28 protein-coding genes, 1 tRNA gene and 3 pseudogenes are annotated in these 26,785 nt (G+C 72.9%); 15 read left to right on the top strand and 17 right to left on the bottom strand.

The window, feature by feature from the left end; genetic code table 11:
- Positions 1-42 precede the first annotated feature (42 nt).
- Positions 43-1,009, bottom strand: a pseudogene (locus AC067U_RS09395) (SMP-30/gluconolactonase/LRE family protein).
- 141 nt (positions 1,010-1,150) lie between these two features.
- Between AC067U_RS09395 and AC067U_RS09390 the strand changes: the two are divergent.
- The 9 genes from AC067U_RS09390 to AC067U_RS09350 all read left to right on the top strand — a co-directional run bounded on the left by AC067U_RS09390 (position 1,151) and on the right by AC067U_RS09350 (position 10,883).
- Complete coding sequence (locus tag AC067U_RS09390) at positions 1,151-1,585, top strand: Lrp/AsnC family transcriptional regulator (RefSeq protein ID WP_478829050.1); 435 nt, start codon at positions 1,151-1,153, stop codon at positions 1,583-1,585.
- Positions 1,582-2,511, top strand: coding sequence for a DUF2797 domain-containing protein (locus tag AC067U_RS09385; RefSeq protein ID WP_478829049.1), 930 nt, complete (start codon positions 1,582-1,584; stop codon positions 2,509-2,511). Before AC067U_RS09390 ends, AC067U_RS09385 begins: the two co-directional genes overlap by 4 nt.
- 191 nt (positions 2,512-2,702) lie before the next feature.
- On the top strand, positions 2,703-3,044 hold the full coding sequence (locus AC067U_RS09380) for an antibiotic biosynthesis monooxygenase family protein (RefSeq protein ID WP_478829048.1): 342 nt from the start codon (positions 2,703-2,705) through the stop codon (positions 3,042-3,044).
- Positions 3,022-3,930, top strand: a complete 909-nt coding sequence (locus AC067U_RS09375) for an amidohydrolase family protein (RefSeq protein WP_478829047.1) — start codon at positions 3,022-3,024, stop codon at positions 3,928-3,930. Before AC067U_RS09380 ends, AC067U_RS09375 begins: the two co-directional genes overlap by 23 nt.
- 97 nt (positions 3,931-4,027) lie before the next feature.
- Positions 4,028-4,816 (top strand): response regulator transcription factor, encoded by a 789-nt coding sequence (locus AC067U_RS09370; RefSeq protein WP_478829046.1) that lies wholly within the window; start codon positions 4,028-4,030, stop codon positions 4,814-4,816.
- Positions 4,816-6,462, top strand: a complete 1,647-nt coding sequence (locus AC067U_RS09365; RefSeq protein WP_478829045.1) for a sensor histidine kinase — start codon at positions 4,816-4,818, stop codon at positions 6,460-6,462. Before AC067U_RS09370 ends, AC067U_RS09365 begins: the two co-directional genes overlap by 1 nt.
- A 25-nt stretch (positions 6,463-6,487) precedes the next feature.
- Entirely contained in the window at positions 6,488-7,750 is a 1,263-nt protein-coding gene (locus AC067U_RS09360; protein ID WP_478829044.1) for a bifunctional glycosyltransferase family 2/GtrA family protein, read from the top strand.
- Positions 7,747-9,927: an ArnT family glycosyltransferase gene (locus tag AC067U_RS09355; protein WP_478829043.1), complete on the top strand. Its 2,181-nt coding sequence runs from the start codon at positions 7,747-7,749 to the stop codon at positions 9,925-9,927. Before AC067U_RS09360 ends, AC067U_RS09355 begins: the two co-directional genes overlap by 4 nt.
- Positions 9,928-10,292: 365 nt before the next feature.
- The gene (locus tag AC067U_RS09350; RefSeq protein ID WP_478829042.1) at positions 10,293-10,883 is read left to right on the top strand and encodes a TetR/AcrR family transcriptional regulator; all 591 of its coding nucleotides are present in this window, start codon (positions 10,293-10,295) and stop codon (positions 10,881-10,883) included.
- A 151-nt stretch (positions 10,884-11,034) separates the two neighbouring features.
- Here the strand turns inward: AC067U_RS09350 and AC067U_RS09345 are convergent.
- A pseudogene (locus AC067U_RS09345) lies at positions 11,035-12,555 on the bottom strand (MDR family MFS transporter); the annotation flags it as partial.
- A 146-nt stretch (positions 12,556-12,701) separates the two neighbouring features.
- The gene (locus tag AC067U_RS09340; protein ID WP_478829041.1) at positions 12,702-13,124 is read right to left on the bottom strand and encodes a MarR family winged helix-turn-helix transcriptional regulator; all 423 of its coding nucleotides are present in this window, start codon (positions 13,122-13,124) and stop codon (positions 12,702-12,704) included.
- Positions 13,125-13,243: 119 nt separating this feature from the next.
- On the opposite strand from AC067U_RS09340, the gene AC067U_RS09335 reads away from it, so the two are divergent.
- Entirely contained in the window at positions 13,244-13,471 is a 228-nt protein-coding gene (locus AC067U_RS09335) for a hypothetical protein (protein ID WP_478829040.1), read from the top strand.
- A 37-nt stretch (positions 13,472-13,508) separates the two neighbouring features.
- Here AC067U_RS09335 and AC067U_RS09330 read toward each other — a convergent pair whose 3' ends face one another.
- The 9 genes from AC067U_RS09330 to AC067U_RS09290 form a co-directional block, all read right to left on the bottom strand.
- Positions 13,509-14,387 (bottom strand): hypothetical protein, encoded by an 879-nt coding sequence (locus tag AC067U_RS09330; RefSeq protein ID WP_478829039.1) that lies wholly within the window; start codon positions 14,385-14,387, stop codon positions 13,509-13,511.
- Between the two features lie 47 nt (positions 14,388-14,434).
- Positions 14,435-15,283 carry an RNA polymerase sigma factor SigF gene (locus AC067U_RS09325; protein WP_478829038.1) on the bottom strand — a complete coding sequence of 283 codons (849 nt, stop codon included), beginning with the start codon at positions 15,281-15,283 and terminating at the stop codon, positions 14,435-14,437.
- A gap of 221 nt (positions 15,284-15,504) precedes the next feature.
- Entirely contained in the window at positions 15,505-16,347 is an 843-nt protein-coding gene (locus tag AC067U_RS09320; RefSeq protein ID WP_478829037.1) for an RNA polymerase sigma factor SigF, read from the bottom strand.
- A gap of 251 nt (positions 16,348-16,598) precedes the next feature.
- Positions 16,599-16,760: a hypothetical protein gene (locus AC067U_RS09315; RefSeq protein WP_478829036.1), complete on the bottom strand. Its 162-nt coding sequence runs from the start codon at positions 16,758-16,760 to the stop codon at positions 16,599-16,601.
- A gap of 463 nt (positions 16,761-17,223) precedes the next feature.
- Positions 17,224-17,517, bottom strand: a complete 294-nt coding sequence (locus tag AC067U_RS09310) for a hypothetical protein (RefSeq protein WP_478829035.1) — start codon at positions 17,515-17,517, stop codon at positions 17,224-17,226.
- Between the two features lie 87 nt (positions 17,518-17,604).
- A tRNA-Ser gene (locus AC067U_RS09305) sits at positions 17,605-17,689 on the bottom strand.
- A 59-nt stretch (positions 17,690-17,748) separates the two neighbouring features.
- Complete coding sequence (tadA, locus tag AC067U_RS09300) at positions 17,749-18,177, bottom strand: tRNA adenosine(34) deaminase TadA (RefSeq protein WP_478829563.1); 429 nt, start codon at positions 18,175-18,177, stop codon at positions 17,749-17,751.
- Positions 18,178-18,248: 71 nt separating this feature from the next.
- Positions 18,249-18,791: a tRNA adenosine deaminase-associated protein gene (locus AC067U_RS09295; protein WP_478829562.1), complete on the bottom strand. Its 543-nt coding sequence runs from the start codon at positions 18,789-18,791 to the stop codon at positions 18,249-18,251.
- 273 nt (positions 18,792-19,064) lie between these two features.
- A complete protein-coding gene (locus AC067U_RS09290) occupies positions 19,065-19,271 on the bottom strand; it encodes a hypothetical protein (RefSeq protein WP_478829034.1) in 207 nt (68 codons plus the stop codon).
- 221 nt (positions 19,272-19,492) lie between these two features.
- Here AC067U_RS09290 and upp point away from each other — a divergent pair, with 221 nt between their 5' ends.
- Positions 19,493-20,128 (top strand): uracil phosphoribosyltransferase, encoded by a 636-nt coding sequence (gene upp / locus AC067U_RS09285; protein ID WP_478829033.1) that lies wholly within the window; start codon positions 19,493-19,495, stop codon positions 20,126-20,128.
- Positions 20,129-20,138: 10 nt separating this feature from the next.
- Here upp and AC067U_RS09280 read toward each other — a convergent pair whose 3' ends face one another.
- The gene (locus tag AC067U_RS09280) at positions 20,139-20,792 is read right to left on the bottom strand and encodes a LytR C-terminal domain-containing protein (RefSeq protein WP_478829032.1); all 654 of its coding nucleotides are present in this window, start codon (positions 20,790-20,792) and stop codon (positions 20,139-20,141) included.
- Between the two features lie 79 nt (positions 20,793-20,871).
- Positions 20,872-21,168, bottom strand: a complete 297-nt coding sequence (locus AC067U_RS09275; RefSeq protein ID WP_099173160.1) for a type II toxin-antitoxin system VapB family antitoxin — start codon at positions 21,166-21,168, stop codon at positions 20,872-20,874.
- Between the two features lie 88 nt (positions 21,169-21,256).
- Between AC067U_RS09275 and AC067U_RS09270 the strand changes: the two genes are divergently transcribed.
- Entirely contained in the window at positions 21,257-22,852 is a 1,596-nt protein-coding gene (locus AC067U_RS09270; protein ID WP_478829031.1) for a helicase HerA-like domain-containing protein, read from the top strand.
- 55 nt (positions 22,853-22,907) lie between these two features.
- On the opposite strand, the gene AC067U_RS09265 is transcribed toward AC067U_RS09270, so the two are convergent.
- Together AC067U_RS09265 and AC067U_RS09260 are read right to left on the bottom strand one after the other, a co-directional pair.
- Positions 22,908-23,393 (bottom strand): cupin domain-containing protein, encoded by a 486-nt coding sequence (locus tag AC067U_RS09265; protein WP_478829030.1) that lies wholly within the window; start codon positions 23,391-23,393, stop codon positions 22,908-22,910.
- Positions 23,394-23,535: 142 nt separating this feature from the next.
- Entirely contained in the window at positions 23,536-24,129 is a 594-nt protein-coding gene (locus AC067U_RS09260; RefSeq protein WP_478829029.1) for an HhH-GPD-type base excision DNA repair protein, read from the bottom strand.
- 118 nt (positions 24,130-24,247) lie between these two features.
- On the opposite strand from AC067U_RS09260, the gene AC067U_RS09255 reads away from it, so the two are divergent.
- The 3 genes from AC067U_RS09255 (at position 24,248) to AC067U_RS09245 (ending at position 26,542) form a co-directional block, all read left to right on the top strand.
- Positions 24,248-25,069 carry a VOC family protein gene (locus tag AC067U_RS09255; RefSeq protein ID WP_478829028.1) on the top strand — a complete coding sequence of 274 codons (822 nt, stop codon included), beginning with the start codon at positions 24,248-24,250 and terminating at the stop codon, positions 25,067-25,069.
- Between the two features lie 109 nt (positions 25,070-25,178).
- Positions 25,179-25,958 carry a DUF4097 family beta strand repeat-containing protein gene (locus tag AC067U_RS09250; RefSeq protein WP_478829027.1) on the top strand — a complete coding sequence of 260 codons (780 nt, stop codon included), beginning with the start codon at positions 25,179-25,181 and terminating at the stop codon, positions 25,956-25,958.
- Between the two features lie 164 nt (positions 25,959-26,122).
- Positions 26,123-26,542, top strand: coding sequence for a TOBE domain-containing protein (locus AC067U_RS09245; RefSeq protein ID WP_478829026.1), 420 nt, complete (start codon positions 26,123-26,125; stop codon positions 26,540-26,542).
- A gap of 53 nt (positions 26,543-26,595) precedes the next feature.
- Here the strand turns inward: AC067U_RS09245 and AC067U_RS09240 are convergent.
- Positions 26,596-26,766: pseudogene (locus tag AC067U_RS09240) on the bottom strand (hypoxanthine oxidase); the annotation flags it as partial.
- Between the last annotated feature and the right edge of the window lie 19 nt (positions 26,767-26,785).

The raw sequence follows: 26,785 nt of genomic DNA, 5'->3' as shown, positions 1-26,785 counted from the left end.
CTCGTAGAAGGCCCCCCGGCGGCCGGGGGGGCCTTCCCCTCGTCAGCCGGCTGCCGGGGAGGGTGCGGCAGGGGCGGCGCCGCGGTGGACGCGGGGCAGCCCCGTCACCGACATCACCAGGGAGTAGAGCGAGGTGGTGGCCGTGGAGACGGTTGTTGCGCGGGCCGCCGAAGGCGATGTTCGAGACCGGTTCGGGGACCTTGACGCGGCCGATCAGGTCGCCGTCGGGGGCGTAGCAGTGGACGCCGTCCTCCATCGCCGCCACCCACAGCCGGCCGCCGTCGTCGAAGCGGATATTGTCGAAGCGGGCGCGCGGGCGGTCGGCGGGGGCCTCGGCGAAGACCTTGCCGTCCGACAGGGTCCCGTCCTCGCGGACCTCGAAGACCCGGATGTGGCCGTTGCGGGTGTCGGACACGTACAGCATGCGTTCGTCCGGGGAGAAGACCAGGCCGTTCGGGCCGTCGAAGCCGTCCGCGACCAGCCGCACCTCGCCCGTCACCGGGTCGGCGCGGTAGACGTTGCGGGCGCCGATCTCGCTCTCGCCGCGGACGCCCTCGTAGTCGCTGGTGATCCCGAAGTCGGGGTCGGAGAACCACACCGAGCCGTCCGAGCGGACCACCGCGTCGTTGGGGCTGTTCAGGCGGCGGTTCCCGTAGTGCGTGGCGAGGGGAGTGACCGTGCCGTCCGGTTCGGTGCGGCTGACCCGCCGGTTGCCCTGCTCACAGGTGATCAGCCGGCCTTCGCGGTCGAGGGTGTTGCCGTTCGGGTGTCCGGCCGGGGTGCGGAACGTGCCGACCCTGCCGGTGAGTTCGTCCCAGCGCAGCATCCGGTCGTTCGGGATGTCGCTCCAGACCAGCTGGCGCCAGGCCGGGAGGTAGAGCGGGCCCTCCGCCCAGCGGCAATCGTCGTGGAGGCGTTCCAGCCGCATGTCGCCGTTCGCGCAGCGGCCGGTCCGGAAGCGATCGTCCAGGATCTCGTACAGGTCAGGATCGGCTATGGGGGAAGGCATCGCCTCAGACTCCTTGATCGCCGAATTGTGTTCGGTCGTGATCGAGATTGCCGGATGCGGTACGGTCCTGGCAAGGACATGCCGGAGGAGATCCGAGGAGTCCGAGGAGTCCGAGGAGAGGGAAAGGGGCCGCGAGCACCTATGGACGGGATCGACCGGGCGATCGTCGCGCGGCTGCAGGAGGACGCCGGGCAGTCGTACGCCACCCTCGGCGCGGCTGTCGGGCTGTCGGCCGGTGCCGCGCACGAGCGGGTACGGAAGCTGCGCGAGCGCGGCGTCATCCGGCGCACCACCGTGGACGTGGATCCGGCGGCCGTCGGCAGCGGGGTGCTGGCCTTCGTGATGGTGGACGCGAACGCCTGGATGGGGGACTCCGCGGAGCAGTTCGCGGCCATCGCCGAGATCCAGGAGGCGCACATCATCGCCGGCAGCGCGTCCGTGCTGGTGAAGGTGCGGACGGCCACCACCGAGCAGTTGCAGGACGTCCTGCGCCGGCTCTACGCCATCGACGGGGTCAGCGGCACCCAGGCGACGGTCGCCCTGGAGACCTTCTTCGAACGGCCGCTGCCCCTGTGACCGCGCCGGTCGACTGGCAGTGCACGGGCCCGCGTTGGAGCGGGGGCCGGCCCGGCATCGGCTGGTACGCCGACGGGCGGGGCGATCGGGTCAGCGTGCTCGCGTACGGTCAGCGGCTCGCCTTCACCGGCGCCGGGGAGCGGCGCTGCACCGGGGTGCGGCGGGGCGGTCGGCGGACACCGTGCCCCACGGCGGCTCCGGTCCCGGCCGCGGCCGGTTCCGCGCAGTGCGCCGAGTGCGCCCGACTGGACCGCTCCTTCTCGGTGGCCGCCGACACCAACGCGGCCGACCCGCGCCCCTACCGCGTCTACCTGGCCTGGTTCGGGCCCGGCCTGCTCAAGGTGGGGATCACCGCGGAGGAACGCGGCAGCGCACGGTTGCTGGAGCAGGGCGCGGTGGCCTGGAGCTGGCTCGGGCGGGGGCCGCTGATGGCCGCCCGGCGTACCGAGGAGCTGCTCCGGGCGGCCCTCGGGGTGCCCGACCGGATCCCGTACGCGCGCAAGCGGGCCGTCCGCGCGCAGCTGCCGCCGGCCGCCGAACGGGAGCGGGAGGTGGCCGGGCCGCACGCCCTCGCCGCCGCGCTGCCCGGCTGGCCGGACTCCCTGGAACGGCTGCCCTGTGAGGTGACCGACCACGACGAGGCGTTCGCCCTGGCGGCCCTGGCCCGTACGGCGGGGGCGGCGCGAACGGCGGAGCCGGTACGGCCGCGGGTGCTCGAAGCCATGGCGGGCGGCGGAACGGTCGCGGGCGTCCTGGTGGCCGCCGCCGGGCCCGACCTGCACTTCGCGGACGGTCTCGTGGTGGACGCCCGGCTGCTCGCGGGCTGGGCGCTGACCGCCGCCGGACCGGACGCGGAAACCTCCGGAGTACCCCTCGCCCCGCTCGCCCCGGCACCGGACCCGGCGGAGCAGGACGGGCTGTTCTGACCCGGTCCCGCAAGGACCCTGCGGAAGCGCCCGGGGCCCCGGGAGGGCCCGGAAAGCCCGGGGAAGGCCCGGCGGGAGGGCCCCGGGAGGGCCCCGGGGAAGGCCCCGCGAAGGTCAAATCTTGGATCCCTTTGCCCGCCCGGCGGGCTTTGCCGTGGACACGATCCGATCTTCGACCGGAGAGTGGGCCCATGAGCATCCGACCCCTTCCGGCGTTCGAACCGCCGTACCTGATGACCGTGTTCACCTCCGTCCGCACCGCCGGGGCCGACGAGGGCTACCCCGAGGCGTCCGCCCGGATGAACGAGCTCGTCAAGGAGGTCCCCGGCTACCTCGGCCACGAGAACGCCCACACCCCCGGCGGGCTCAGCATCACCGTCGCCTACTTCCGCGACGAGGAGGCGCTCACCGCCTGGCGCACCGACCTCGAACACCGCCGGACGCAGGCGCGCGGCATCAAGGAGTGGTACGAGAGCTACACCCTGCACGTCGGCACAGTGGAGCGCAGCAGTGAATTCACCCGCGGAGGCTGACGCGGCGGCGCGGACCGCCGCGGCCGTCCGGCGCTTCCGGGACCGGCTCGGCGTGCCCGGCCTGGTCGACGTACACACCCACTTCATGCCGCGACGGGTGCTGGAGAAGGTGTGGGACCACTTCGACGCCGTGGGCCCGCTGACCGGCGTCGAATGGCCCATCACCTACCGGCACGAGGAGGAGGAACGCGTCGCACTGCTCCGCGCGTTCGGCGTCCGGGCCTTCACCGCCATGCTGTACCCGCACAAGCCGGCGATGGCCGCCTGGCTGAACTCCTGGTCGGCCGGTTTCGCGGCCAGGACCCCAGACTGCCTGCACACCGCGACCTTCTTCCCGGAGGACGGGGTGGCGGAGTACGTGCGCCGGGCAGTCGGCGGCGGGGCACGGGTCTTCAAGGCGCACCTGCAGGTCGGCGGGTACGACCCGAACGACGACCGGCTGGACCCGGTGTGGGGGCTGCTCGCCGAGGCCGGGATCCCGGTGGTGGTCCACTGCGGGTCCGGCCCGGTCCCCGGCAAGCACACGGGGCCCGAGCCGGTCGGGCGGCTGCTCGCCCGCCATCCCCGGCTGCCGCTGATCGTCGCCCACATGGGCATGCCCGAGTACGAGGACTTCCTCGGCCTCGCCGACCGGTACCCGGAGGTCCGGCTGGACACCACCATGGCCTTCACCGACTTCGCCGAGCGGCTCGGCGGCTTCCCGCCGGGCGCGCTCGGCCGGCTCGCCGCCCTGGGGGACCGGATCCTGCTCGGCACCGACTTCCCGAACATCCCGTACCCCTACGACCACCAGCTCGACGCGCTCGAACGGCTCGGCCTGGGTGACGACTGGCTCCGGGCGGTCTGCCACGACAACGCGGCCCGGCTGTTCGCACTCGACACCTGAGCCCCCGAGGGGGCCGGGCCGGCGGCCCACGGGTTTCTCAGGAGATTCACAGGAACCGGCAAGGGCGCTCTCAGAGGCGGCGGCGAGCGTGGTCCCCATGACTGCGACGACCACCTCCCCCGCGTCCGCGTCCACCCTCACCGCCCCGCACCAGGACCGGGCGGCCGGAGCGCTGGTCCGCCCCGACGGCGGGCCCTGCCGGGTCCTGGTCGTGGACGACGAGGCCAGCCTCTCCGAGCTGCTCTCCATGGCCCTGCGCTACGAGGGCTGCGAGGTGCGCACCGCCGGCGACGGCGCCACCGCCCTGCGGGCGGCCCGGTCCTTCCGGCCGGACGCCGTGGTCCTCGACATCATGCTGCCGGACATGGACGGCCTGTCCGTGCTGGGTCGGCTCCGCCGGGAACTCCCGCAGGTCCCGGTGCTGTTCCTGACCGCCCGGGACTCCGTGGAGGACCGCATCGCCGGCCTCACGGCCGGCGGGGACGACTACGTGACCAAGCCGTTCAGCCTGGAGGAGGTGGTGGCCCGGCTGCGCGGGCTGATCCGCCGGGCGGGGGCCGCCCAGGCCGCCCGGGGCGAATCCGTGCTGGTCGTCGGCGACCTCACGATGGACGAGGACAGCCACGAGGTGACCCGTGGCGGCCGGGAGATCCGGCTGACCGCCACCGAGTTCGAGCTGCTGCGCTACCTGATGCGTAATCCGCGCCGGGTGCTCAGCAAGGCGCAGATCCTCGACCGGGTCTGGTCCTACGACTTCGGCGGCCAGGCCAATGTCGTCGAGCTCTACATCTCCTACCTGCGGCGCAAGCTGGAGAGCGGCCCCGGGCTCAGCCGGATGATCCACACCCGGCGCGGCGCCGGCTATCTGATCAAGCCGGGCGAGTAGTGCGGGGGGTCGGGGGCGTCCGCGCCCGGTCCGCCCGGCCCTGGTCGCTGCGGACCCGGCTGGTGGTGTCCGCCGTCGTGCTGGTCGCCGTCGTGGGGGCGGTGATCGGGGCGGTCACCACGCTCGCCCTGCGCGCGTACCTGGTGAACCAGGTGGACGGACAGCTGGGCGCCGCCGTCGAGAAGTCCACCCACGGCGATGGGACCAAGCCGGGCCGCGAGGCGCCCCCGGCCGCCGTTCCGCCCCCTTTCCTCTGGACCCCGCCCGGCTCACCGCTCGGTACCGCCATGATCCGGCTGGGCTCTGACGGCACTGTCATCAGCAGCGCCCGTTTCATCTCCGACGAGGGTCCCGCCAAGAACTACAACACCCCGCTCACGGACGCCCAGGTCCAGGCCTTGTCGGCCGCCGTTCCGCGGGCCCGGCAGGACGCGGTCGAGCTGGAGGTGCCGGAACTCGGCCACTACCGGGTGCTGGCCGCTGCCGACGGCTCGCTCGCCCTCGCCTTCCCGCTGGCCGCGGTCGACTCCACCCTGAACACCATGATCACGGTCGAGGTGTGCGTGACCCTTGCCGGGCTGATCGCCGCCGGGCTGGCCGGGCAGGCCCTGGTCGGGGTCGCCCTGCGCCCGCTGCGCCGGGTCGCCGCCACCGCCACCCGGGTCTCCGAACTTCCCCTGCACAGCGGCGAAGTGGCCCTGCACGAGCGGGTCCCGGGCGCCGAGGCGGACCCGCGTACCGAGGTGGGCCAGGTGGGTGCCGCCCTGAACCGGATGCTGGGCCACGTCGGTTCGGCCCTCGCCGCCCGCCAGGAGAGCGAAACGAGGGTCCGGCAGTTCGTCGCGGACGCCAGCCACGAGCTGCGCACCCCGCTGGCCTCCATCCGCGGATACGCCGAACTCACCCGCCGGGGACGGGAGGAGCCCGGCCCGGACACCCGGCACGCCCTGAGCCGCATCGAGTCCGAGGCGACCCGGATGACCGGGCTGGTCGAGGACCTGCTGCTGCTCGCGCGGCTGGACGCCGGCCGCCCGCTCAGCCGCCGGACCGTGGACCTCGCGCCGCTGGTCGTGGACGCGGTCAGCGATGCCCGCGCCGCCGGGCCGGAGCACCGCTGGCGGCTCGAACTCCCGGCGGAGCCCGCTCCGGTGGACGCCGATCCGGCGCGCGTCCAGCAGGTACTGGTCAACCTGCTCGCCAATGCGCGGACGCACACCCCGCCCGGCACGACGGTCACCGCGCGCGTGTCACTGGGGGTACCCCCGGCGGCAGCCGGGGGAGAAACCTTCAGTGGGGCTGGGCCTGAGGCCGGGCCTGGGGCCGAGCCTGGGGCCGGGCCTGGGGCTGCGGTCGGCGCGTGCGTGCGGATCGAGGTGGAGGACGACGGGCCGGGGATCCCGCCGACCCTGCTCCCCCACGTCTTCGAACGGTTCGCGCGCGGTGACGCCTCCCGTTCCCGGCAGGCCGGCTCCACCGGCCTGGGCCTGGCCATCGTCCAGGCCGTGGTCGCCGCCCACGGCGGGCAGGTGGGCGTACGGAGCGAGCCCGGGCGCACCCGGTTCGAGGTCCGGCTGCCGCTCGTACCGTCGCCCGTAGCGGCACAGGAGTTCTCACAGGCGGGGCACAGGCTCGGCACACGGCCGTGACAGCCCGCGCGGCGAGGGTCGGTCCATGCCGACCGAAACGACTCTCCCGCGCCGTGAGCACCTGACGCCCAGCGCCTCCGGTGAGCCCGTACTCGATGTGGTGGTACCGGTCTTCAACGAGGAGAAGGACCTCGGAGCCTGTGTCCGCCGCCTGCACGAGCACCTCACCGCGACCTTCCCCTACGCCTTCCGGATCACCGTCGCCGACAACGCGAGCACCGACCGGACCCCGGAGATCGCCGCCGGGCTCGCCGCCACCGTGCCCGGCGTGCGCAGCGTCCGGCTGGAGGAGAAAGGACGGGGCCGGGCCCTGCGGACCGTCTGGTCCGGGTCGCAGGCACCGGTCCTGGCCTATATGGACGTCGACCTCTCCACGGACCTCAACGCGCTGCTTCCGCTGGTCGCCCCGCTCATCTCCGGCCACTCCGACCTGGCCATCGGCACCCGGCTGGCCCGGTCCTCCCGGGTGGTGCGGGGGGCGAAGCGGGAGTTCGTGTCCCGTGCCTACAACCTGATCCTCCGGTCCTCGCTGGCCGCCCGGTTCAGCGACGCCCAGTGCGGGTTCAAGGCCATCCGCCGGGAGGTCGCGGAGCGGCTGCTGCCGCTGGTCGAGGACACCGGATGGTTCTTCGACACCGAGCTGCTGGTGCTCGCCGAGCGGGCCGGACTGCGCATCCACGAGGTGCCGGTGGACTGGGTGGACGACCCCGACTCCACCGTGCACATCGTCCGGACCGCCGTCGAGGACCTGAAGGGGGTCTGGCGGGTGGGCCGGGCGCTGGCCGTGGGGGCGCTGCCGCTGGACCGGGTGGCCCGGCCCTTCGGCGACGACCCGAGGGACCGGGCCCTGAGCGGAGTGCCGCGCGGGCTGGCCCGGCAGCTCCTCGGGTTCTGTGTGGTCGGTGTCCTCTCCACCCTCTGCTACCTCGGCCTGTACTCCCTGTTCCGACTCGGCACCGGGGCGCAGGCGGCCAACGCGGTGGCGCTGCTGCTGTCCGCCGTCGCGAACACGGCCGCCAATCGGCGGCTGACCTTCGGGGTCCGCGGCCGCGAGCGGGTGCTGCGGCACCAGGCGCAGGGGCTGGTGGTCTTCGGCATCGGACTGGCGCTGACCGCCGGTTCGCTGGCCGCGCTCGGCGCCGCGACCGACCGCCCCTCGCACGGCACCGAACTCGCCGTCCTGATCACCGCGAACCTCGCCGCCACCGTGCTGCGTTTCCTGCTCTTTCGCTCTTGGGTCTTCCCCGAGCGCCGGGCCACGACCGACCTGAAGGACCACACCCGATGACCACCACGCACCGACCGCGCTGGGAACGCCCGGCGCTGGCCGCCCTGCTGCTGGCCACGGCCGTACTGCTGCTCTGGAACCTGAGCGCGTCCGGCTACGCCAACTCCTTCTACTCCGCGGCCGCGCAGGCGGGCGGCGAGAGCTGGAAGGCGTTCTTCTTCGGCTCCTCGGACGCCGGGAACTCCATCACCGTCGACAAGCCGCCCGCCGCGCTGTGGCCGATGGCCCTGTCGGTCCGGCTGTTCGGACTGGGTGCCTGGCAGATCCTGGTGCCCCAGGCACTGATGGGCGTGGCCACCACGGCGGTGCTCCACGCCTCCGTGCGGCGGCAGTTCGGGCCGGGAGCGGCACTGCTGTCGGGCACGGTGTTCGCTCTGACGCCGGTGGCCGCGCTGATGTTCCGCTTCAACAATCCGGACGCGCTGCTGACACTGCTGCTGACCGTGTCGGTGTACTGCGTGCTGCGGGCGATGGAGGGGGCCCGGACGAAGTGGCTGGTGTGGGCGGGGGTGGCACTGGGCTTCGCCTTCCTGACCAAGACCCTGCAGGCCTTCCTCGTCCTGCCGCCGCTGGCCCTGCTCTACGCCGTCTGCGCGCCGACCCGGCTGCGGCGACGGCTGGGCCAGCTGGCCCTGGCGGGCGCCGCGATGGTGGTCGCGGGCGGCTGGTGGGTCGCGGTGGTGGAACTGTGGCCGGCGTCCTCCCGGCCGTACATCGGGGGCTCCCAGACGAACTCCTTCCTGGAGCTGACCTTCGGCTACAACGGCCTCGGCCGGCTGAACGGCGACGAGGTCGGCAGCGTGGGCGGCGGCGGCGGGCGCGGCAGCGGCACGGGCCCGGTGCTCAGCGCGGAGCTGCCGTACGGGGCGCAGGCGCCGACCGGGCCGGCCTTCGGCGGCGGTGGCGGGGGCGCTTGGGGGGAGACCGGGATCGACCGGCTGTTCTCGGCCGGGATCGGCGGGCAGATCTCCTGGCTGCTGCCGGCGGCGCTGGTACTGATGGTCGCCGGGCTGGTCGTCACCTGGCGGGCCCGGCGGGCCACCGACTCCCTGGAGAGCATGGGCCGCGCGGCCTTCCTCGCCTGGGGCGGCTGCCTGCTGGTCACCTTCGTCGTGTTCAGCTGGATGCAGGGCATCTTCCACGAGTACTACACGGTGGCGCTGGCGCCGTACGTGGCGGCGCTGGTCGGCATGGGCGCGGCGGTGCTGTGGGAGGAGCGGCACGGGTTCGCGGCCGCGGCCGTCCTGTCCGGGGTGACGGCGCTGACGGCGTGGTGGTCGTACGTACTGCTGTCGCGCTCGCCGGACTATCTGCCGGGGCTGCGGTGGGCGGTGCTCGGCGGCGGGCTGGTGGCGGCGGCCGGCCTGCTCGCGGCCGGCCGGCTGGGCCGGCGGCTCACGCTGGGCGCGGCGGGGGTGGCGCTGGGCGCGGCGCTGGCCGGGCCGTTCGCGTACTGCCTGAGCACGGTGGACACCCCGCACTCCGGCTCCATCGTGACGGCGGGCCCGTCGGTGGCGGGCGGCGGTCCGGGCGGCGGCCCGCGACTGTTCCGCGGCGGGGAGAACGGCGGGCGGGGGCCGGGGCTGGGCTTCGGCGGCGGCCAGGGCGTGCAGGGGGGCATGCCGGGCGGAATGCCCGGTGGCCCGGGAGGAACGCAGGGCGGTGTACCGGGTGGCGTTCCGGGCGGTCCGGGCACCGGCCAGACGATCCCGGGAGGCCCCGGCGGAGTCCCCGGCGGTGCAAACGGCTCGGCGACCGGCTCGGCCACCGGCCCGTACGCGGGCAGCGGCAGGGGCCTGGGCGGCGGGACGGGCGGTCTGCTGGACGGCGCCCAGGTCTCCGACGAGGTGAAGGCACTGCTCCGCAAGGACGCGGACCGCTACACCTGGGCCGCGGCCGCCATCGGGGCGCAGAACGCGGCGAGCTACCAGCTGGCGAGCGAACGGCCCGTGATGCCGATCGGCGGGTTCAACGGCAGCGATCCGTCGCCGACGCTGGCGCAGTTCCAGGAGTACGTGAAGGCGGAGAAGATCCACTACTACGTTGGTGGCGGCCAGGGCATGCGCGGCGGCGGCGGACCGGACGGCTCCGGCAGCTCGGCGATCGCGGAATGGGTGCAGGCAAACTACGAGCCCATCGAGGTCGGCGGCGCCACCCTGTACGACCTGACCTCCTGACCCTGCGGGGCCTTTCCCCCACCCCACCCCTTCCCGAAACCGGGGCTCCGCCCCGGACCCCGCGGGGCTCCGCCCCGAGCCCGGTGGGGCTCTGCCCCAAGCCTCGTGGGGCTGCGTCCCCAGCCCCACCGGGCTGTTGCCCAAGCCCGGTGGGGCGCTGCGCCCCGAGCCCGGTGGGGCGCTGTGGCCCCATCGCCATCCAGCCGGGTGCGCCGCGGGCTTCGCCGCCGATCTCCGTCGGCCATCCCTCGACGGTGCGTCACCGTGCCGCAGGTGGAGGGCGGGTGGGTGGGGGAACGCTCTAGCATGAAGAGGGCGCAGCCGGGCATAGCGGGTGGATGGCGGGCGCTTCAGGAGGGTGCTCCATGGTGAGGGAAGCGGGCCCGGCCGGGTTGGACCGGGAGCGGATCACCGGCGCTGCCGTGCGGTTGCTCGATGCCGAAGGGCTCGGGCGGTTCTCCATGCGGCGGCTCGCCGGGGAGCTCGGGGTCACCGCGATGTCCCTCTACTGGTACGTGGACACCAAGCACGACCTGCTGGGGCTCGCGCTCGACCGGGTCATCGGCGAAGTGCCCGTGGCGGGGGACGAGGGGCCGGACGGCGGGCCGGACTGCGGGTGGGACCTGCGGCTGCGTCGGCTCGCCTGCGGGTACCGGCAGGTGCTCGCCGCGCACCCGTGGGCCGCGCGACTCGCGACCGACTGCGCCGAGACCGGTCCGCACGCCCGAGCCTTCGACACCGCCCTGCAGCGTCTGCTGGACGCTGCCGGCCTGGCCGGACGCGCCAGGAGCGGCGCCCACCTCGCCGTGGCGCACTTCCTCCGGGGGTGCGGGGGCACTGACGGGCGGGTCCCGGAGGGGGCCTTCGTATCGGCCCTCGACGTGCTCGTCGCCGGGATCGCCGGGATCGCCGCCCAGGCCCGGGGCGAAAGCCCGGGACCCGTCATCGCCGGGTAGCCCGGCCCGCTGCCCCTGACCGGCGCGGTCCGGGAGGCGCCCGGGTACCCGTCGGCGATGATCGGGGCGAACGGCGGCTGTCCGCCGTCCCGCCCCGTTCCCGGGCCGGCCGCTGCTAGGCGGACTGCTTCTCGCCGGCCGGCTCGCGTTCGGCCGGCTCGTGCTCGGCCGGCGTACGGCCCTTCAGGGCCACTTCCTTGATGAAGAGCACCAGCAGCAGCGCGAGCAGCGCGGTCGGCGCCGCGTAGAGGAAGACGTCCCCGACGGCGTGTCCGTACGCCGACTCGACCACCTCGCGGAACGGCGCCGGGAGCTTGTCCAGGTCGGGGATGCCGCCTCCGCCGGTGCCGCCGTGGCCCAGGGCGGCCGCCTTCGGGCCGAGCGCGGTCAGACCGTCCTTCACGTAGCCGGTGACCTGGTGGGCCATCAGCGCGCCCAGCGCCGAGACGCCCACCGCACCGCCGAGCGACCGGAAGAAGGTGACGACCGAGCTGGCCGCGCCCAGCTCCTCCGGGGCCACCTGGTTCTGGGTGGCGAGGACGAGGTTCTGCATCATCATGCCGAGGCCGAGCCCGGTCAGGACCATGAAGACGGCGATGTGCCAGTACGGGGTGTCGTGGCGGAGGGTGCCCAGCAGGCCCATGCCCGCCGTCAGCAGCACACCGCCGGCGATCAGCCAGGCCTTCCACTTTCCGGTGCGGGTGATGATCTGCCCGGAGACGGTCGAGGAGACGAACAGTCCGCCGATCATCGGGATGGTGAGGATGCCGGACATGGTCGGCGACTCGTTCCGCGCCAGCTGGAAGAACTGGCTGAAGAACACCGTGCCCGAGAACATGGCCACGCCCACGAACAGGGAGGCCGCCGAGGCGAGGCTGATGGTCTTGTTGCGGAAGAGGTGCAGCGGGATGATCGGGTCGCTCGCCCGGGACTCGACCAGGACGAAGAGCGCGCCGAGCAGCAGCGCGCCGGCCGTCATCGCGTACGTCTGCCAGGACAGCCAGTCGTACGAGTCCCCGGCCTGGGTGACCCAGATCAGCAGCACCGAGACCGCCGCGCTGATCAGGAACGCGCCGAGCCAGTCGACCTTGACCTCGCGCCGGACGACCGGGAGCCGCAGCGTCCGCTGGAGCACGATCAGCGCGATCACCGCGAACGGCACGCCCACGTAGAAGCACCAGCGCCAGCCCAGCCACTCCGTGTCGGTGATGACGCCGCCGAGCAGCGGGCCGCCGACGGTGGCCACGGCGAAGACGGCACCGAGGTAGCCGCTGTACCGGCCGCGCTCACGCGGCGGGATCATCGCGGCCATCACGATCTGCGCGAGGGCGGACAGGCCGCCGACGCCGATGCCCTGGACCACGCGGCAGGCGATCAGCATGCCGGTGTTCTGGGACATGCCGGCCACGACCGAGCCCAGGACGTAGATCACCAGCGATATCTGGACCAGCAGCTTCTTGCTGAAGAGGTCGGCCAGCTTGCCCCACAGCGGGGTGGCGGCGGTCATCGAGAGCAGGGCCGCGGTGACCACCCAGGTGTACGAGGACTGGGTGCCGCCGAGGTCGGTGATGATCTGCGGCAGGGCGTTCGAGACGATCGTGGAGGACAGGATCGCGACGAACATGCCCAGCATCAGGCCGGACAGCGCCTTCATGATCTGCGGATGGGTCATGGTCAGGGTGGTGGTGCCGCTGTCGGGCGGTGCGGGCGCGGCGGTCGTGGCCATGGGTGTCCTTCGTGTGCTTCGGTTCGGCAGGTCAGTGGTCGGCGGGCGCCGGCGGTGGGCGCCGGCGGCGGGCCGAGGCCGGCGGGCAGCGGTCAGAAGCTCCGGCGGAGCCGGGCCAGCAGCGTGCTCAGCACGGTCACGTCCTCGGCGGACCAGTCGGTCAGCGCCCGTTCGAGCGCGGCCGTGTAGCGGGCCGCGAGCTCGGTGAGGAGCAGGCGGCCCGCCGGGGTGATCCGGAGGATGCGGCAGCGGGCGTCGGCCGGGTCGGTCTCCCGGTCGATCCAGCCGCGCTCGGCGGCGTGGGCCACGTGCCGGCTGGTGACCGAGATGTCGACGGCGAGCAGCTCGGTGAGCCGGCTCATCCGCATCTCGCCGTGCCGGTCGAGCACGGTGAGCACCGCGGCGGGGCCGGGCGGGCAGTCGGCGGGGAGGGTGCGCGCGAGGTCGCGCTTGACCGCGCCGATGCCGGTGAGCTGGCGGGCCAGCTCCTCGTACGGGACCGCAGGGACCGTCACGGGACACCCTCTCCATCTTGTTGCTTGGGGCAACCATAGAAGAGGATGGTTGATACAGGCAAATGAATCGCAGGGGGTAGGCGGTAAAGGAAACGGAAAACCCGCTAGGGTCCTGGTCCATGTCTGCACAGAGCAACGCACAGGGCCCCGAGGGCAACTACGACCCCGCGGGCAGCACCCAGATGTTCCGGGCCTTCGTGGACGAGGGCGAGCAGGCCGGTCCGGCCCCGGCGGCGGGCAGCCGTCGGCGGCAGGAGTCCGGTACGGGCCCGCAGGCGGGCTGGATCGCTTTCGCCGTCGCCGTGCTGCTGCTGATCGGCTGCGCGGCCTGGGTGGCCCTCCACTGACCGTCCGCCGCCCGACCGCCGCCCGGTCGGTGGACGGCTACCGCCAGGTGGCCGTGACCTGCCGGGTGTCGATGTGCCAGCCCAGCGGGACCCGCCAGGCCTCCACGCACACCGTGTAGGTCTGCGTCCGGGTGGCCCCGCCGGCGAGGGGGGCCGGCAGCGGCTGGTCCGTGGTGACCGTGCCCCAGCGTGCGCCGAGCAGGTCGCCGAGGATGTCGACGGTGAACGTCACGGTGCCCGAACGGACTGCGGTGCCGCCGGTGTTGGTGAACCGGACGGTGACCTTCTCGCACCGGCGCTCGCCGGTGTCGGCCAGTGTGGGCGTGCCGAGCGTCAGCTTCGCCGGGGTGGCCGGGGGTGTGGGGCCGGGCGCCGGGGCCGTCGGTGGCCCCCCGGTGGGCGGCTTCGGGGCCGGAGGCGTAGTCGGGGTGCCCGGCCGGGGCGGTGCGGGCGCGGTCGGATCGTCCGGGTCCGCGGGCGTTCCCGTGCCGGGGGGTGTGCGCGTGCCGGGCGGCGTCGTGCCCGGGGTGCCGGGGTCGCCGGGTCCGCCGGTGCCGGGATCGCCGCCCGGACCGGTGTTCCCGGGCGGAATGCCCGCCGTGCCGTCCGTGCCCGCCGTACCCGAGGTCGTACCCGTCGTGCCCGTCGTGCCCGTCGTGCCCGTCGTGACGGTGGTCGTGGACGTGCCTGTCGCGCCGGACGGGGATGCCGGGGAGCCCGGGGGCGGCCCGGCGAGCGGCTGGAGCTCCACCCCGCCCTCCGGCGGCACGGTCTGCCCTGCGGACCGCTCCGGGCCCGCGCCCGCCCCGCCCACGGCCACGAAGCCGTCGCGCGCCTGGCCGCCGCAGCCCGTCAGGGTCGCGGCGGCCAGGCACGCCGACAGCAGGGTGAGCGCTCCGAGCGGTCGCCTTCGCATCGCGCCAGTGTCACTGACGCTCCGTCAAATCGCCAGACCCGTACGGCTCACTCGCCGATCAGGCCCTGCCGGAGCTGCGCCAGGGTGCGGGTCAGCAGCCGCGAGACGTGCATCTGCGAGATGCCGACCTCCTCGCCGATCTGCGACTGGGTCATGTTGGCGAAGAACCGCAGCATGATGATCTGCCGTTCCCTGGGCGGGAGTTTGGCCAGCAGCGGCTTCAGGGACTCGCGGTACTCGACACCCTCCAGCGCGGTGTCCTCGTACCCCAGCCGGTCCGCGAGGGAGCCTTCGCCGCCCTCGTCCTCCGGGGACGGGGAGTCGAGCGAGGAGGCGGTGTACGCGTTGCCGACCGCCAGGCCGTCGACGACCTCCTCCTCGGACACCCCCAGTACGGCGGCCAGTTCGGGCACCGTCGGGGAGCGGTCCAAGCGCTGGGCGAGCTCGTCGCTGGCCTTCGTCAGCGCCAGACGCAGCTCCTGGAGTCGGCGGGGGACCCGGACCGACCAGGAAGTGTCCCGAAAGAATCGTTTGATCTCGCCCACGACGGTCGGCATCGCGAACGTCGGGAACTCCACGCCGCGTTCGCAGTCGAACCGGTCGATCGCCTTGATCAGCCCGATCGTGCCGACCTGGACGATGTCCTCCATCGGCTCGTTTCGGCTGCGGAACCGGGCCGCGGCGTAGCGCACCAGCGGCAGGTTCAGCTCGATCAGGGTGTCGCGTACGTAAGCCCGTTCGGGGCTGTCCGCGTCCAGGGCGGCGAGACGCTGGAAGAGGGAGCGGGAGAGGGTGCGGGTGTCGATGGCTTCCGTGCGGTCAGACGCCGTGGGTGCAGTGGGAGCCTCGCTCTTGACGAGCGTGAGCACCTTGGAGCTGCCCTGGTCTACGGACATGCCACCCCCTTGAGGTCGCGGACGGTCGCGTCGGGCGCGTCCGTCGGAGGAACGCAGCCTCAACCTGAATACCGGCGGCGGGGCTGCGGCAAACGCGGTTCCAGCAGAATGTCACATGTCGGCAACACGCTGTAGCGCCAAGTCGACATATCAGTGCAGCGACAGAGCGGAATGAGCCCGTTCTGTCGGGAAACCGGTTCTGCGATCTCCACCCGATCCGGTTACGCCTCGATCCTGTTTGCGGATCGCAGCCGGGCGAAGCTCCGCGCGAGCAGCCGGGAGACGTGCATCTGGGACACTCCGAGCTCCGCGCTGATCTGCGACTGCGTCAGATTGCTGTAGTAGCGCAGCAGCAGGATCCGCTGCTCCCGCTCGGGCAGCTGGACGAGCAGGTGGCGGACCAGGTCGCGGTGCTCGACCCCGGCCAGCTCCGGGTCCTCGTAGCCGAGCCGGTCGAGCAGGCCGGGCAGCCCGTCCCCTTCCTGGGCCGCCTCCAGCGAAGTGGCGTGGTAGGAGCGCCCGGCCTCGATGCAGGACAGCACCTCGTCCTCGGAGATGCGCAGCCGCTCGGCGATCTCGGAGGTGGTGGGGACCCGGCCGTGCAGGGTGGTGAGGTCCTCGGTGGCCGCGTTCACCTGGACCCAGAGCTCGTGCAGCCGGCGCGGTACGTGCACGGTCCGGACGTTGTCCCGGAAGTACCGTTTGATCTCGCCGACCACGGTGGGCATGGCGAAGGTCGGGAACTGCACCCCGCGGTCCGGGTCGAACCGGTCGATCGCGTTGATCAGTCCGATGGTGCCGACCTGGACCACGTCCTCCATCGGCTCGTTGCGGCTGCGGAACCGGGCGGCCGCGTAGCGGACCAGCGGGAGGTTGGCCTCGATCAGGGCCCCGCGTACCCGGTTGTGCTCGCCGGTGCCCGGTTCCAGCTCCTTCAGCTGCCCGAAGAGGACCTGGGTGAGCGCCCGGGTGTCCGCGCCCCTGCTGTGCGGTCTGGCGGGGGCTGAGGGCTCCTCGGGGGGCTCCTGCTGGGGTGGCACCTGAGGCGCAGAATTGGCCGGCACGGTCACGCCACCCCTTCGATGTCAACGCGGTCGGTCAACGCGGCCGCAAATTCGCAAAAGCGGTCATAGCATCACAAGAGATGTGCACCATGCGCAAGCACCGTATATCACCGTGTTGAGGGCAAGTTGGACATTCGACGGGCTGTTGTGGTGATGTTCTCGGGGCGGGTGCACGGAAGGCCCCCCACCTGTTGTCGGTGGAGGGCCTGTAGGCCGTCGGGCGGATCCGGAAAACGGACCGGCGTACGGACTCAGGTCACCAGTTCGGTCATGAACTCGCCGATTCCCTTGGCGGCATCCGATATGCCCTGAAAGCCGATTTCCACCATCTCGGCGGCCCGCTTCGGCTGGGTGATGATGACGAAGAGGACGAACACGGTGAGCGCGCCCGTGATGAGCTTCCTGGTGTCCACGAGCGGTTTCGGCCTCCCCTGCCGGTCCTGCTGAGTCGGGTGAGTCTAACCCGGTCGGGTCGGGCACTCACCCGGTCTTCAAGGACCAACGGCCCGCAGGTCGGGGCCCTTCGTCGGGTGCCGCGGGGCAGGCGGAGGGGGAGGATTGTCGTCGTGCCCACCGGTTCTGGCAGGAAACCGGAGGGCGGAGGGACGGGCCTCACCGCGGGGTCCCGGGCCGCACGCTTCCCCCTGACGGCGGCCGGGACTTTTCGGCCCGTCCTCGCCGGGGGGAGCGGCTTGTCCCCCCGATGCCGCTTCCCCCGTCCCCACGCGCGAAGGCTCCGGCTCAGGCCGGGGCCTTCCTGCGTCCGGGGACGGTACGGGGGGCACGGGGGCCTGCGGGGGCGTACGGGGGCGTGCGGGCCCCTGCGGGGGCCGTCGGCGGATACGACTCCGCGGGGGCCGCCCGCGGGCCGGCCGGCTATTCGAGGGCGCCGGTCAGGCCGATCACCGGCTCCACCTGGGAGACCAGCGGCGCCAGCTGGTTCGGCACCTCCATCAGTGCGTTGGCCTGGTTCAGCCCGCCGCTCAGCTGTCCGCCGATCTCCTGGACGGAGCGGGGCTGGGCGCCGGCCGGCATGCCGGGAGCCGCCTGCGGCAGGTCCGGCAGGGCCAGGGGGGCGCCCACCGGCAGGGCGGAGGCGGTGGGGGCGGCGAGGCCCGCAGCGGCCCCCGCGAGGGCGATGGCGGCGAGCATGCGCTGGGTCTTGGTCATGCCGTGACAACGGCCCCGGCGCCGGGGCGGTCACGGCGGGCATGCACGAGAGCCCCGGTTCGTACGAACCGGGGCTCTCGTCCAGAGCGGTGGTGGAGGGATTTGAACCCCCGATGGGTTGCCCCATACTCGCTTTCGAGGCGAGCTCCTTCGGCCACTCGGACACACCACCGAGAGAGATCCTAGCCCACCCCGGGGAGTGCTTTGCAAATCGGTTCCGCGCGGTCCCGCTCACCGCTCCCGGAAGAAGGCGGTGAGCAGGGCGGAGCACTCGTCCTCCAGAACCCCGCGGATCACCTCGGGCCGGTGGTTCAGCCTCCGGTCCCGTACGAGGTCCCAGAGCGAGCCGGCCGCGCCCGCCTTCTCGTCGCCGGCTCCGTAGACGACCCGGGCGACCCGGGACTGCACGAGGGCCCCCGCGCACATGACGCACGGCTCCAGGGTGACCACCAGGGTGCACCCGGACAGCCGCCACTCGCCCAGCCGCGCCGCGGCCCGCCGGAGGGCCAGCACCTCGGCGTGCGCGGTCGGGTCGGAGGTGGCCTCCCGCTCGTTGTGGCCGGCGCCGAGGACGGTGCCGTCCGGGCCGAGCACGACGGCGCCGACCGGTACGTCACCGGCCCGCACCGCCCGCGCGGCCTCGGCCAGCGCCAGGCGCATGGCGTCCCGCCACGGGTCCCGGACCGGGTCGGCACCCGCCCCGGGACCGTGTTCGCGTACCACTGCCCCCACTAGCGGACGGCCTCCAGCACCTCGGTGGCGCCGAGGGCGTCGGCGAGCTGCGAGAGGGCGTCCCCGTCCAGGGACAGCAGCTCCTTTTCGCTCACCCCGAGGTCGTCGAGCAGCCGTGCGTCACCGAGCGGGCCGGCCAGTACCGGTTCTCCGGTGGCGCCGTCGGCGTCCACGTCCTCGTCCTCGTACGAGGCGGCGACGTCCTCCTCGCCGTCCTCGGTGCCGTCGAGGTCGAGCGCGTCGAGTTCGTCGTCGTCCGTGTCGTCACGGCCCAGCAGCTCGTCCGTGAGCATCGAACCGTACGAGCTGCGTTTGGCGGCGGCGGCGTTCGAGACGAAGATCCGCGGATCGTCCTCGCCGTCCACCCGGACGACGCCGAACCACGAGTCCTCCAGCTCGATGAACGCGACCACCGTGTCGTCGTCGACCGCGGCGTCGCGGGCGAGCTCGGTCAGATCGGTCAGGGACTCGACGTCGTCGAGTTCCATGTCGCTCGCTTCCCACCCGTCTTCGGTGCGCGCGAGCAGTGCGGCGAAGTACACCGTGACTCTCCCACTGGTCATAGGCGTGATGCCGGTTGGAGGTCCCCCCGGCCGGAGGCCGGGGGGTGGAACGGCCGTCGTGCTTGGCGTTTCGTGCCCCGCCCCATCGGCATCGTGGCAGAAACAGCGGCTTTGCGAGAGGTCTTCCGCGCTTGCGTCGTGCCGTGCCGCCTGCGCGGAGGGCGGCCGTGCGTGGTGCCGTGGGTGTGGTCGGGGGCGGCCTGCGGCCCCCTCGGGGCACGGTACCGCGCGAGGTGCCCGGCGTCGTGGGTGCTACCAGCGGAAGGTGCGCATACGCATCTGCTGGCGCATCCGCGCGGCCCGGGCGCGCCGCGGCTGGACCCGGTCGCGCAGTTCCCGCGCCTCGTTCAACTCGCGCAGGAACTGGGCGCGGCGGGCCCGGCGCTCCGCCGTGGTCTCCGGCGCTTCGGGCTCCTTTTCTGCCGTTCCCGTCTGAATGCTCGGCTGGTCGTCGGGCATCGGCCACCGTCCCAGGCTGGTCCGTCGTCCTCCTCCGCGTCGCGAAGCAGACCCCCCGCCACCACTTTCCCCCGGACCGGCCGCTTGATGCCAGGGTCTCCGGCGGGTCTGTTGCGGGCCGGTTCCGGCCGGCGTCGCGTTCCCGTCAGGTCCGCCCGCCGGCCGTGTGCGCGCAGGCCGGGGCGGTCTCACATGCCGGTCGTCGCGGTTACTGTGGGGTCATGCGGATTCACGTCGTCGACCACCCCCTGGTCGCGCACAAGCTGACCACCCTGCGCGACAAGCGCACCGACTCCCCGACCTTCCGGCGGCTCGCCGACGAGCTGGTGACCCTGCTCGCGTACGAGGCGACCCGGGACGTGCGTACCGAGCAGGCCGACATCGAGACCCCGGTCGCCCCGACCACGGGCGTGAAGCTGTCGAACCCGCGCCCGCTGATCGTCCCGATCCTCCGGGCGGGCCTGGGCATGCTGGACGGCATGGTCCGGCTGCTGCCGACCGCCGAGGTGGGCTTCATGGGCATGGTCCGCAACGAGGAGACCCTGGAGGCCTCCACCTACGCGACCCGCATGCCCGAGGACCTCTCCGGCCGCCAGGTCTACGTCGTCGACCCGATGCTGGCCACCGGCGGCACGCTGGTCGCGGCGATCCAGGAGCTGATCAAGCGCGGGGCCGACGACGTCACGGCCGTGGTGCTGCTGGCCGCGCCGGAGGGCATCGAGATCATGGAGCGCGATCTGGCGGGCCAGCCGGTCACCGTGGTCACCGCCTCCGTCGACGAGCGGCTCAACGAGCACGGCTACATCGTCCCGGGCCTGGGCGACGCGGGTGACCGGATGTACGGCGCGGCCGAGTAGCAGCCGGTGCTCAGCACTTCCCGGAGGGCGCGGGTGAGGGGTTGGCCAGGACGGCCAGTGCCTTGTCCGCGTTCTCCTTGGTGGCGAGTGCCGTGAAGCCGGTGCCGAGGATCAGGTCGATGTCCGCGGTCTCACGGGTGTCGGTCTGCTGGGTGGTACCGGCCAGCTGGGTGCCCAGGACCGAGTAGGCCGCCTTGTCGGTGCGGGCCGAGCCGAGCAGTATCCCGGGCCCGGGCACCTTCTTGTCGAAGTCGGCGGGCGCGTTGCCGACCTTGCCGATGACGAAGCCGCGTTTCTTCAGCTCGTCGCCGACGGCCTTGGCCAGTCCGGAGCGGGGCGTGGCGTTGTACACGTTGACCGTGATCTGTCCCGGCTGCGGGAGCACCACGGCGGGGGCCTTGGAGGCCGCGGCGGGTGCCGCCCGTCCGCCCTGCTTGCCCGAGGTGCCCTGGACGCAGTCCTTGCCGGCGGCGGTCTTCTTGCCGTCTCCGCCGAAGACGCCGACGAGCTGGAGCGTTCCGTAGCCGAGCAGGCCCAGTGCCACCAGGGCACCGAGGACGGCGAGCACGATCCGGCGGCGGCGCCGGGGACGGGACAGGCGGGGATAAGAGGTTCCCGTTACGCGGTACTTTCCGCCCATGCCGGGGGGAGTGAGCATGCTCATGGGCGCAGCGTAGTGCGGCCCGGTGACGATGCCTACTAAATGATCTGCTGATAGTGCAGAGCAGACCCGAAAGGCGCAATCAGCCCAGTTCGAGAACCCGCGCGTGCAGGACCTGACGCTGTTGCAGGGCGGCGCGCACGGCGCGGTGCAGCCCGTCCTCCAGGTACAGATCGCCCTGCCATTTCACGACGTGCGCGAAGAGGTCGCCGTAGAACGTCGAGTCCTCGGCGAGCAGCGTCTCAAGATCCAGTTGGCCCTTGGTGGTCACCAGCTGGTCGAGCCGGACCGGGCGTGGCGCGACGTCCGCCCACTGCCGGGTGGTTTCCCTGCCGTGGTCGGGGTACGGCCGCCCGTTTCCGATGCGCTTGAAGATCACACGGAAAGCCTACCGGTCCGGTGGCTGCGGGCGCAGCCTCGCGACGGTGATGCAAAGGTGTCAAACAGGGCTATTCCGGGAGTGAGATATGAGCGACAGCACCCCGCGGACCGCGGCGGGCGGCGCGGAGGCGATCGCGGCCGGGTACGCGTTCACGAGTCCGGCGCTCGACCTCGGCGCCTTGCTGTGGGACGGCGCCTGCCTGCCGGAACACCAGGTCCGGGTGCCGCTGTCGATGCTCGGCCGGCACGGGCTGATCGCGGGTGCGACCGGCACGGGCAAGACCAAGACCCTCCAGCTGATCGCCGAGCAGCTGTCGGCGCAGGGCGTGCCGGTGTTCCTCGCCGACATCAAGGGTGACGTGTCGGGAATCTCGGCGCCGGGCGCGCCCGGCGAGAAGACCGCCGCACGGGCCCGGGAGGTGGGCCAGCAGTGGGAACCGGCCGCATGTCCGGCCGAGTTCTACGCGCTGGGCGGGATCGGCACGGGAATTCCGGTGCGGGCCACGGTCACCGGTTTCGGGCCGGTTCTCCTGTCGAAAGTGCTGCAGCTCAACCAGACGCAGGAGCAGTCCCTCGGACTGATTTTCCACTATGCCGATTCCAAGGGCCTGGAACTGATCGACCTGAAGGATCTGCGGGCGGTTGTCGCATTCCTGGTGTCGGACCGGGGAAAGGCGGAACTGAAGGGGATCGGCGGGCTCTCGACGGCGACCGCGGGCGTGATTCTCCGGGCCCTCACGGCATTCGAGCAGCAGGGTGCCGCGGAATTCTTCGGCGAGCCGGAATTCGATACGAGCGAATTCCTCCGGACGGCTCCCGACGGGCGCGGGGTGGTGTCCGTGCTGGAGCTGCCGGCGGTCCAGGACAAGCCCAGGCTGTTCTCCACGTTCCTGATGTGGCTGCTGGCCGACCTCTTCCACGACCTGCCGGAGGTCGGCGACGTGGACCGGCCGAAGCTGGTGTTCTTCCTGGACGAGGCACACCTGCTGTTCAACGGCGCGTCGAAGGCGTTCCTGGAGGCGGTCACCCAGACGGTGCGGCTGATCCGGTCGAAGGGGGTCGGGGTCTTCTTCGTGACGCAGACGCCGAAGGACGTGCCGGCGGACGTGCTGGCGCAGCTCGGCAACCGGGTGCAGCACGCGCTGCGGGCCTTCACCCCGGACGACGCGAAGGCGTTGCGGGCCGCCGTACGCACCTTCCCCGATTCGGAGTACGACCTGGAGGAGCTGCTCACCCGGCTGGGGACGGGCGAGGCGGTGGTCACGGTGCTGAGCGAGAACGGCGCGCCGACACCGGTGGCCGCGACCCGGCTGCGGGCCCCGCGGTCGCTCATGGGGCCGGTCGACGCGGCCGGGCTGGAGCGGGCGGTGACCTCCTCGCCGCTCTGGGCGCGGTACGCGGAGCCGGTCGACCGGGAGTCGGCGTACGAGCGGATCGGGGCCGAGCAGGCGGCGGCGGAGGCCGAGGCGGAGGCCGCGGCGGCCGCGGCGGAGGCGGAGAAGGCGGAGAAGGCGGGGCAGCGGGCGCGGGCCGGGGCGAAGGCGGCGCCGAAGCCGGAGCCCTCACTGGCCGAACAGGTGGTGGGGAGCGGGCTGTTCCGCTCCCTGGCGCGGTCGGTCGGCACGCAGCTGGGCCGGGAGATCTCCCGTTCGCTCTTCGGGACGGCCCGGCGGCGCCGCTGAGCGGGTCGGCGGCCCGGGTGGCTGCGGGGGGCGCGCGGTCTGCCGGCCGGGTGGCTCAGCGGGTGCGGGCGCTCCACACGGTGCTCTCCGCGTAGTGGTTGTCGTACACCGGGGAGGAGTCCTTGATGTCCTGGACGGTGGCCTCGCCGGCGCTGACCCGGCCCAGCAGGCGGTAGTAGTCGAAGCGCTCCATGCCGGGGGTGAAGCCGACCAGGACCTGCGCGGTGGAGCCGGCGGCGGGCGCGAAGGCGTGCTTGGTGCCGGGCGGGACGGCGAGGAAGTCGCCCTTGCCGAGCGTGACGATCTCCTCGTCGACGAGCACGTCGAGCCGGCCGTCGGTGACGAAGAAGAACTCGGTGGCCCGGGTGTGGAAGTGCACCGGGGCGCCGGCCGCGCCCTCCTCGAACTCGGCGGTGTTGCAGGTCAGACCGGGCTGGTCGGCGAGGAGGGTGATCAGGCTGCCGGGGGCGTCGGAGATCTTCTCGGCGGTGGCCTCGCGGGTCAGGAGGGGCGAGGTCCGGGTGCTCTGCGTGGTGTCCATGCGTCAAAAATAGATCATGGTGTGACTGGGCTGCAGGTGCATTTGGCGGGCTGTTTTTCCGGTCAATTCAGTCCGCCGCAGCTCGGCCCCCGGCGGCTGGGGCCCAGGTGGCTGGGGCCCAGGCAGCTCAGCCCTCGGCGGCTCAGCCGCCGGCGGCCCTGGCCGCCTTGGCCGCCGCCTTCGCCTCCTGCTTGTAGGCGCGGACCTTGGCCAGGGACTCCGGGCCGGTGATGTCCGCCGCAGAGCGGTAGACGCCCGCCGGGCCGTAGCCGCCCGCGGCCTCCCGCCAGCCCTTGGGGCGGACGCCCAGCCGCTTGCCCAGCAGGGCCAGGAAGATCTGGGCCTTCTGCTCGCCGAAGCCGGGCAGGGCCTTCAGCCGGGCCAGCAGCTCCGCGCCGGTCTTCGCGTCCGACCAGATCGCCTCGGCGTCCCCGTCGTAGTGCTCGACCAGGTACCCGCACAGCTGCTGGATCCGCTTCGCCATCGACCCGGGATAGCGGTGCACGGCCGGCTTCTGCGACAGCAGCGCGGCGAACGCCTCCGGGTCGTACGCGGCGATCACGTGCGCGTCCAGGTCGTCGGAATCCATCCGCCGGGCGATCGTCCACGGCCCCGAGAACGCCCACTCCATCGGTACCTGCTGGTCCAGCAGCATGCCCACCAGCGCGGCGAGGGGGCTGCGGCCCAGCAGTTCGTCGGCCTCCGGCTGCTGCGCCAGCCTGATGGTGATGTCCATGCCTCCAGCCTGCCCCGCGGCCCGGCTCCGCGCGCGATTGTCGGAGCCCCGGCCTAGCGTGTGTACCGGAGCGGACCGAGCTGCCCGAGCGCACGCACGCGACAGGAGTGGATCCACCATGACCGACTTCCCCGAAGGCGCCCCCTGCTGGGCCGACGCGATGTTCAAGGACGTGGAGGGCGCGAAGCGCTTCTACGGCGAGGTGCTCGGCTGGACCTTCGGCGAGGCGTCCAGTGAGTACGGGAACTACACGCAGGCGTATGCGGACGGCAAGGCCGTCGCCGCGGTGGTCCCGCCCATGCCGGGCGGCGAGGACATGCCCTCGGCCTGGTGTCTGTACTTCGCCACGGCCGACGCAGCCGCCACCGCCGAGAAGATCAAGGCGGCGGGTGGCAATCTGCTGATGGAGCCGATGCGGGTCGGCGAGTTCGGCACCATGCTGCTCGCCCAGGAGCCCAGCGGAGCGGTGTTCGGCTGCTGGCAGCCCGGTCAGCACAAGGGTTTCGAGAAGATGGGCGAGAACGGCGCCTACGCCTGGGCCGAGGTGTTCACCCGGGACCCCGGCAAGGCCGACGCCTTCCTCAAGGCGGTCTTCCCCTACTCCGCGCAGCGGATGGAGCCGGGCGAGGACACGGCGGAGGCCGGCATGGACTTCAAGGTGTTCAGCGTGCCCGGCCACGAACAGCCGGTCCTCGGGCGGATGAAGATGGGCGAGGAGTTCCCGCCGGAGATCCCCTCGTACGTCCAGCTGTACTTCACCGTCCCCGACTGCGACGCGGCGGTGAAGAAGGCCAAGGACCTCGGCGGTGCCCTGCACTTCGGGCCGATGGACAGCCCGTTCGGCCGGTTCGCCGCGCTGGCCGACCCGCAGGGCGCGGCCTTCGCGGTCATCGACATGACCACCACGGCCGGGGAGATGCCGCAGCTCAGCAGCGAGTGACGCGGCGGGGGCCAGTACCCCCGCCGGGGCGGTCCGGGGGTTAACCCCAGGCCCGGTCCGGTGGGCGGCACCATCGGCGGAGGGCGGTCCGGACGGCACGATCGTCGGTATGACTGCTGATCGCACCTCCCGCCGCCGTCCCGCCGTGGCCGCGACCGCCGCCGGCATCTCCCTCGCCGTCGCCGCGGGGCTGCTGCTCACCGCCGGCTGTTCGCTGCCCGGTGCGCGGAAGGCCGTCTCGGCCGACGCGACCGTGACCGAGGCCGTCACTGCGGTGGACCTGGGGGACACCGGCTCCGGCGACATCACCGTCACGACCGGGGAGGGCACGGGAGTCGCCGTGCACCGCACCGTCCGCTATCGGGGCGGCGCGGCGCCGGAGCCCGGCCAGCGGGTCGCCGGCGGGGTGCTGACCTTCAGCGACGGCGGCTGCGACGACGACTGCTCCATCGACTACGAGCTCCGGGTGCCGGCGTCGGCCACGGTGAAGCTGCGCACCGGCAGCGGGGACATCGCCGTGACCGGGGTCGCGGCGGCCGACCTGCACACCGGCTCGGGTGACGTCCGCGCGGACCGGATCGCGGGCGCGCTGAAGGTGCGTACGTCCTCGGGGGACATCTCCGGTGCGGCCCTGGCCGGGCCGACCGCCGACACGAAGTCCTCCTCGGGCGACGCGCGCCTGGAGTTCGCCACGGCACCCCGCGAGGTCGCGGCGCACACCTCCTCCGGCGATGTGACGGTGCGTCTGCCGCACGGCCCCTACCGGGTGCACGCCGAGACCGGCTCCGGGGACCGCGAGATCTCGGTGCCCACCGACCCGGCCGCGGAGCCGAGCCTCTCGGTGACGACCGACTCCGGGGACGTCCGGATCAGGCCGGCGGCGGCCTGATCCCCAGGTGATGCGGATCATGGTGCGCAGGTGCGGGCCGGAAGGGTGGTTGCGGTGGGCGAGTGCGACGGCCTCGTCGCACCGAACTGAACTCCGTCCTAGCGTCAGCGGTGTGACGTCCCGCCGGACGGCACGCCGTGTCCACACAAGAGGTAGAACGAGCCATGAGCCTGAGCATCCGCAACCAGATCGCCGGCACCGTCACGTCCGTCGCCACCGGCGAGGCCATGGCCGCGGTCAAGGTCCGTCTGGAAGGCGGCCAGGACATCACCGCCGCCATCACCGCCGACGCCGTCAAGGACCTGGGCATCGCGGCGGGGTCCTCGGTGAAGGCGCTGGTCAAGGCCACCGAGGTGGCCCTGGCCGGCGGGCCGGTCGAGGGCATCTCCATCCGCAACCAGATCAACGGAACGGTCGTCGACGTGGCCGTCGGCCCGGCGATGGCCTCGGTCAAGGTGGACGTGGACGGCGGGGCGCTGACCGCCGCCGTGACGGCCGACGCCGTCGAGGCGCTGGGCCTGGCCCCGGGCAGCCGCGTCGTCGCCCTGATCAAGTCGACCGAGATCTCCCTGGCCACCGCCTGACCGCCGTCGGTCCGGGCGTCCTGACCGTCAGGGGGCGGCCATCGCGCCGAACGCAGTCCGGGCACCTCGACGTCGAAGGTGTAACGGGCGGTGCCGGTGACCACCTGGGGGGCGGCGGGCGCGCCGAGGTTGCGGCCGACGGCCCTGCCCGCCTCGGGTTCCTCGACGTGCTTCACGCCGCGGACGGCGTCCTCGATGGCGCGGTAGCCGGTACAGCGGCAGATTTGGACCTGTACGCGGCAC

Source organism: Streptomyces sp. NPDC043853 (assembly GCF_056436025.1).
This window is presented reverse-complemented; position numbering and strand designations above follow the sequence as displayed.

Bases quoted from the DNA above. Each gene is read 5' to 3' on its own strand.
- AC067U_RS09270 (WP_478829031.1), top strand. From the start codon at position 21,257: ATGAGCGACAGCACCCCGCGGACCGCGGCGGGCGGCGCGGAGGCGATC.
- AC067U_RS09390 (WP_478829050.1), top strand. From the start codon at position 1,151: ATGGACGGGATCGACCGGGCGATCGTCGCGCGGCTGCAGGAGGACGCC.
- AC067U_RS09245 (WP_478829026.1), top strand. From the start codon at position 26,123: ATGAGCCTGAGCATCCGCAACCAGATCGCCGGCACCGTCACGTCCGTC.
- AC067U_RS09360 (WP_478829044.1), top strand. From the start codon at position 6,488: ATGCCGACCGAAACGACTCTCCCGCGCCGTGAGCACCTGACGCCCAGC.
- AC067U_RS09290 (WP_478829034.1), bottom strand. From the start codon at position 19,271: ATGCCCGACGACCAGCCGAGCATTCAGACGGGAACGGCAGAAAAGGAG.
- AC067U_RS09255 (WP_478829028.1), top strand. From the start codon at position 24,248: ATGACCGACTTCCCCGAAGGCGCCCCCTGCTGGGCCGACGCGATGTTC.
- AC067U_RS09265 (WP_478829030.1), bottom strand. From the start codon at position 23,393: ATGGACACCACGCAGAGCACCCGGACCTCGCCCCTCCTGACCCGCGAG.
- AC067U_RS09380 (WP_478829048.1), top strand. From the start codon at position 2,703: ATGAGCATCCGACCCCTTCCGGCGTTCGAACCGCCGTACCTGATGACC.
- AC067U_RS09310 (WP_478829035.1), bottom strand. From the start codon at position 17,517: ATGACCAAGACCCAGCGCATGCTCGCCGCCATCGCCCTCGCGGGGGCC.
- AC067U_RS09325 (WP_478829038.1), bottom strand. From the start codon at position 15,283: ATGTCCGTAGACCAGGGCAGCTCCAAGGTGCTCACGCTCGTCAAGAGC.
- AC067U_RS09370 (WP_478829046.1), top strand. From the start codon at position 4,028: ATGACTGCGACGACCACCTCCCCCGCGTCCGCGTCCACCCTCACCGCC.
- AC067U_RS09330 (WP_478829039.1), bottom strand. From the start codon at position 14,387: ATGCGAAGGCGACCGCTCGGAGCGCTCACCCTGCTGTCGGCGTGCCTG.
- AC067U_RS09260 (WP_478829029.1), bottom strand. From the start codon at position 24,129: ATGGACATCACCATCAGGCTGGCGCAGCAGCCGGAGGCCGACGAACTG.
- AC067U_RS09350 (WP_478829042.1), top strand. From the start codon at position 10,293: ATGGTGAGGGAAGCGGGCCCGGCCGGGTTGGACCGGGAGCGGATCACC.
- tadA (WP_478829563.1), bottom strand. From the start codon at position 18,177: ATGCGCCTGGCGCTGGCCGAGGCCGCGCGGGCGGTGCGGGCCGGTGAC.
- AC067U_RS09280 (WP_478829032.1), bottom strand. From the start codon at position 20,792: ATGAGCATGCTCACTCCCCCCGGCATGGGCGGAAAGTACCGCGTAACG.
- AC067U_RS09250 (WP_478829027.1), top strand. From the start codon at position 25,179: ATGACTGCTGATCGCACCTCCCGCCGCCGTCCCGCCGTGGCCGCGACC.
- AC067U_RS09335 (WP_478829040.1), top strand. From the start codon at position 13,244: ATGTCTGCACAGAGCAACGCACAGGGCCCCGAGGGCAACTACGACCCC.
- upp (WP_478829033.1), top strand. From the start codon at position 19,493: ATGCGGATTCACGTCGTCGACCACCCCCTGGTCGCGCACAAGCTGACC.
- AC067U_RS09355 (WP_478829043.1), top strand. From the start codon at position 7,747: ATGACCACCACGCACCGACCGCGCTGGGAACGCCCGGCGCTGGCCGCC.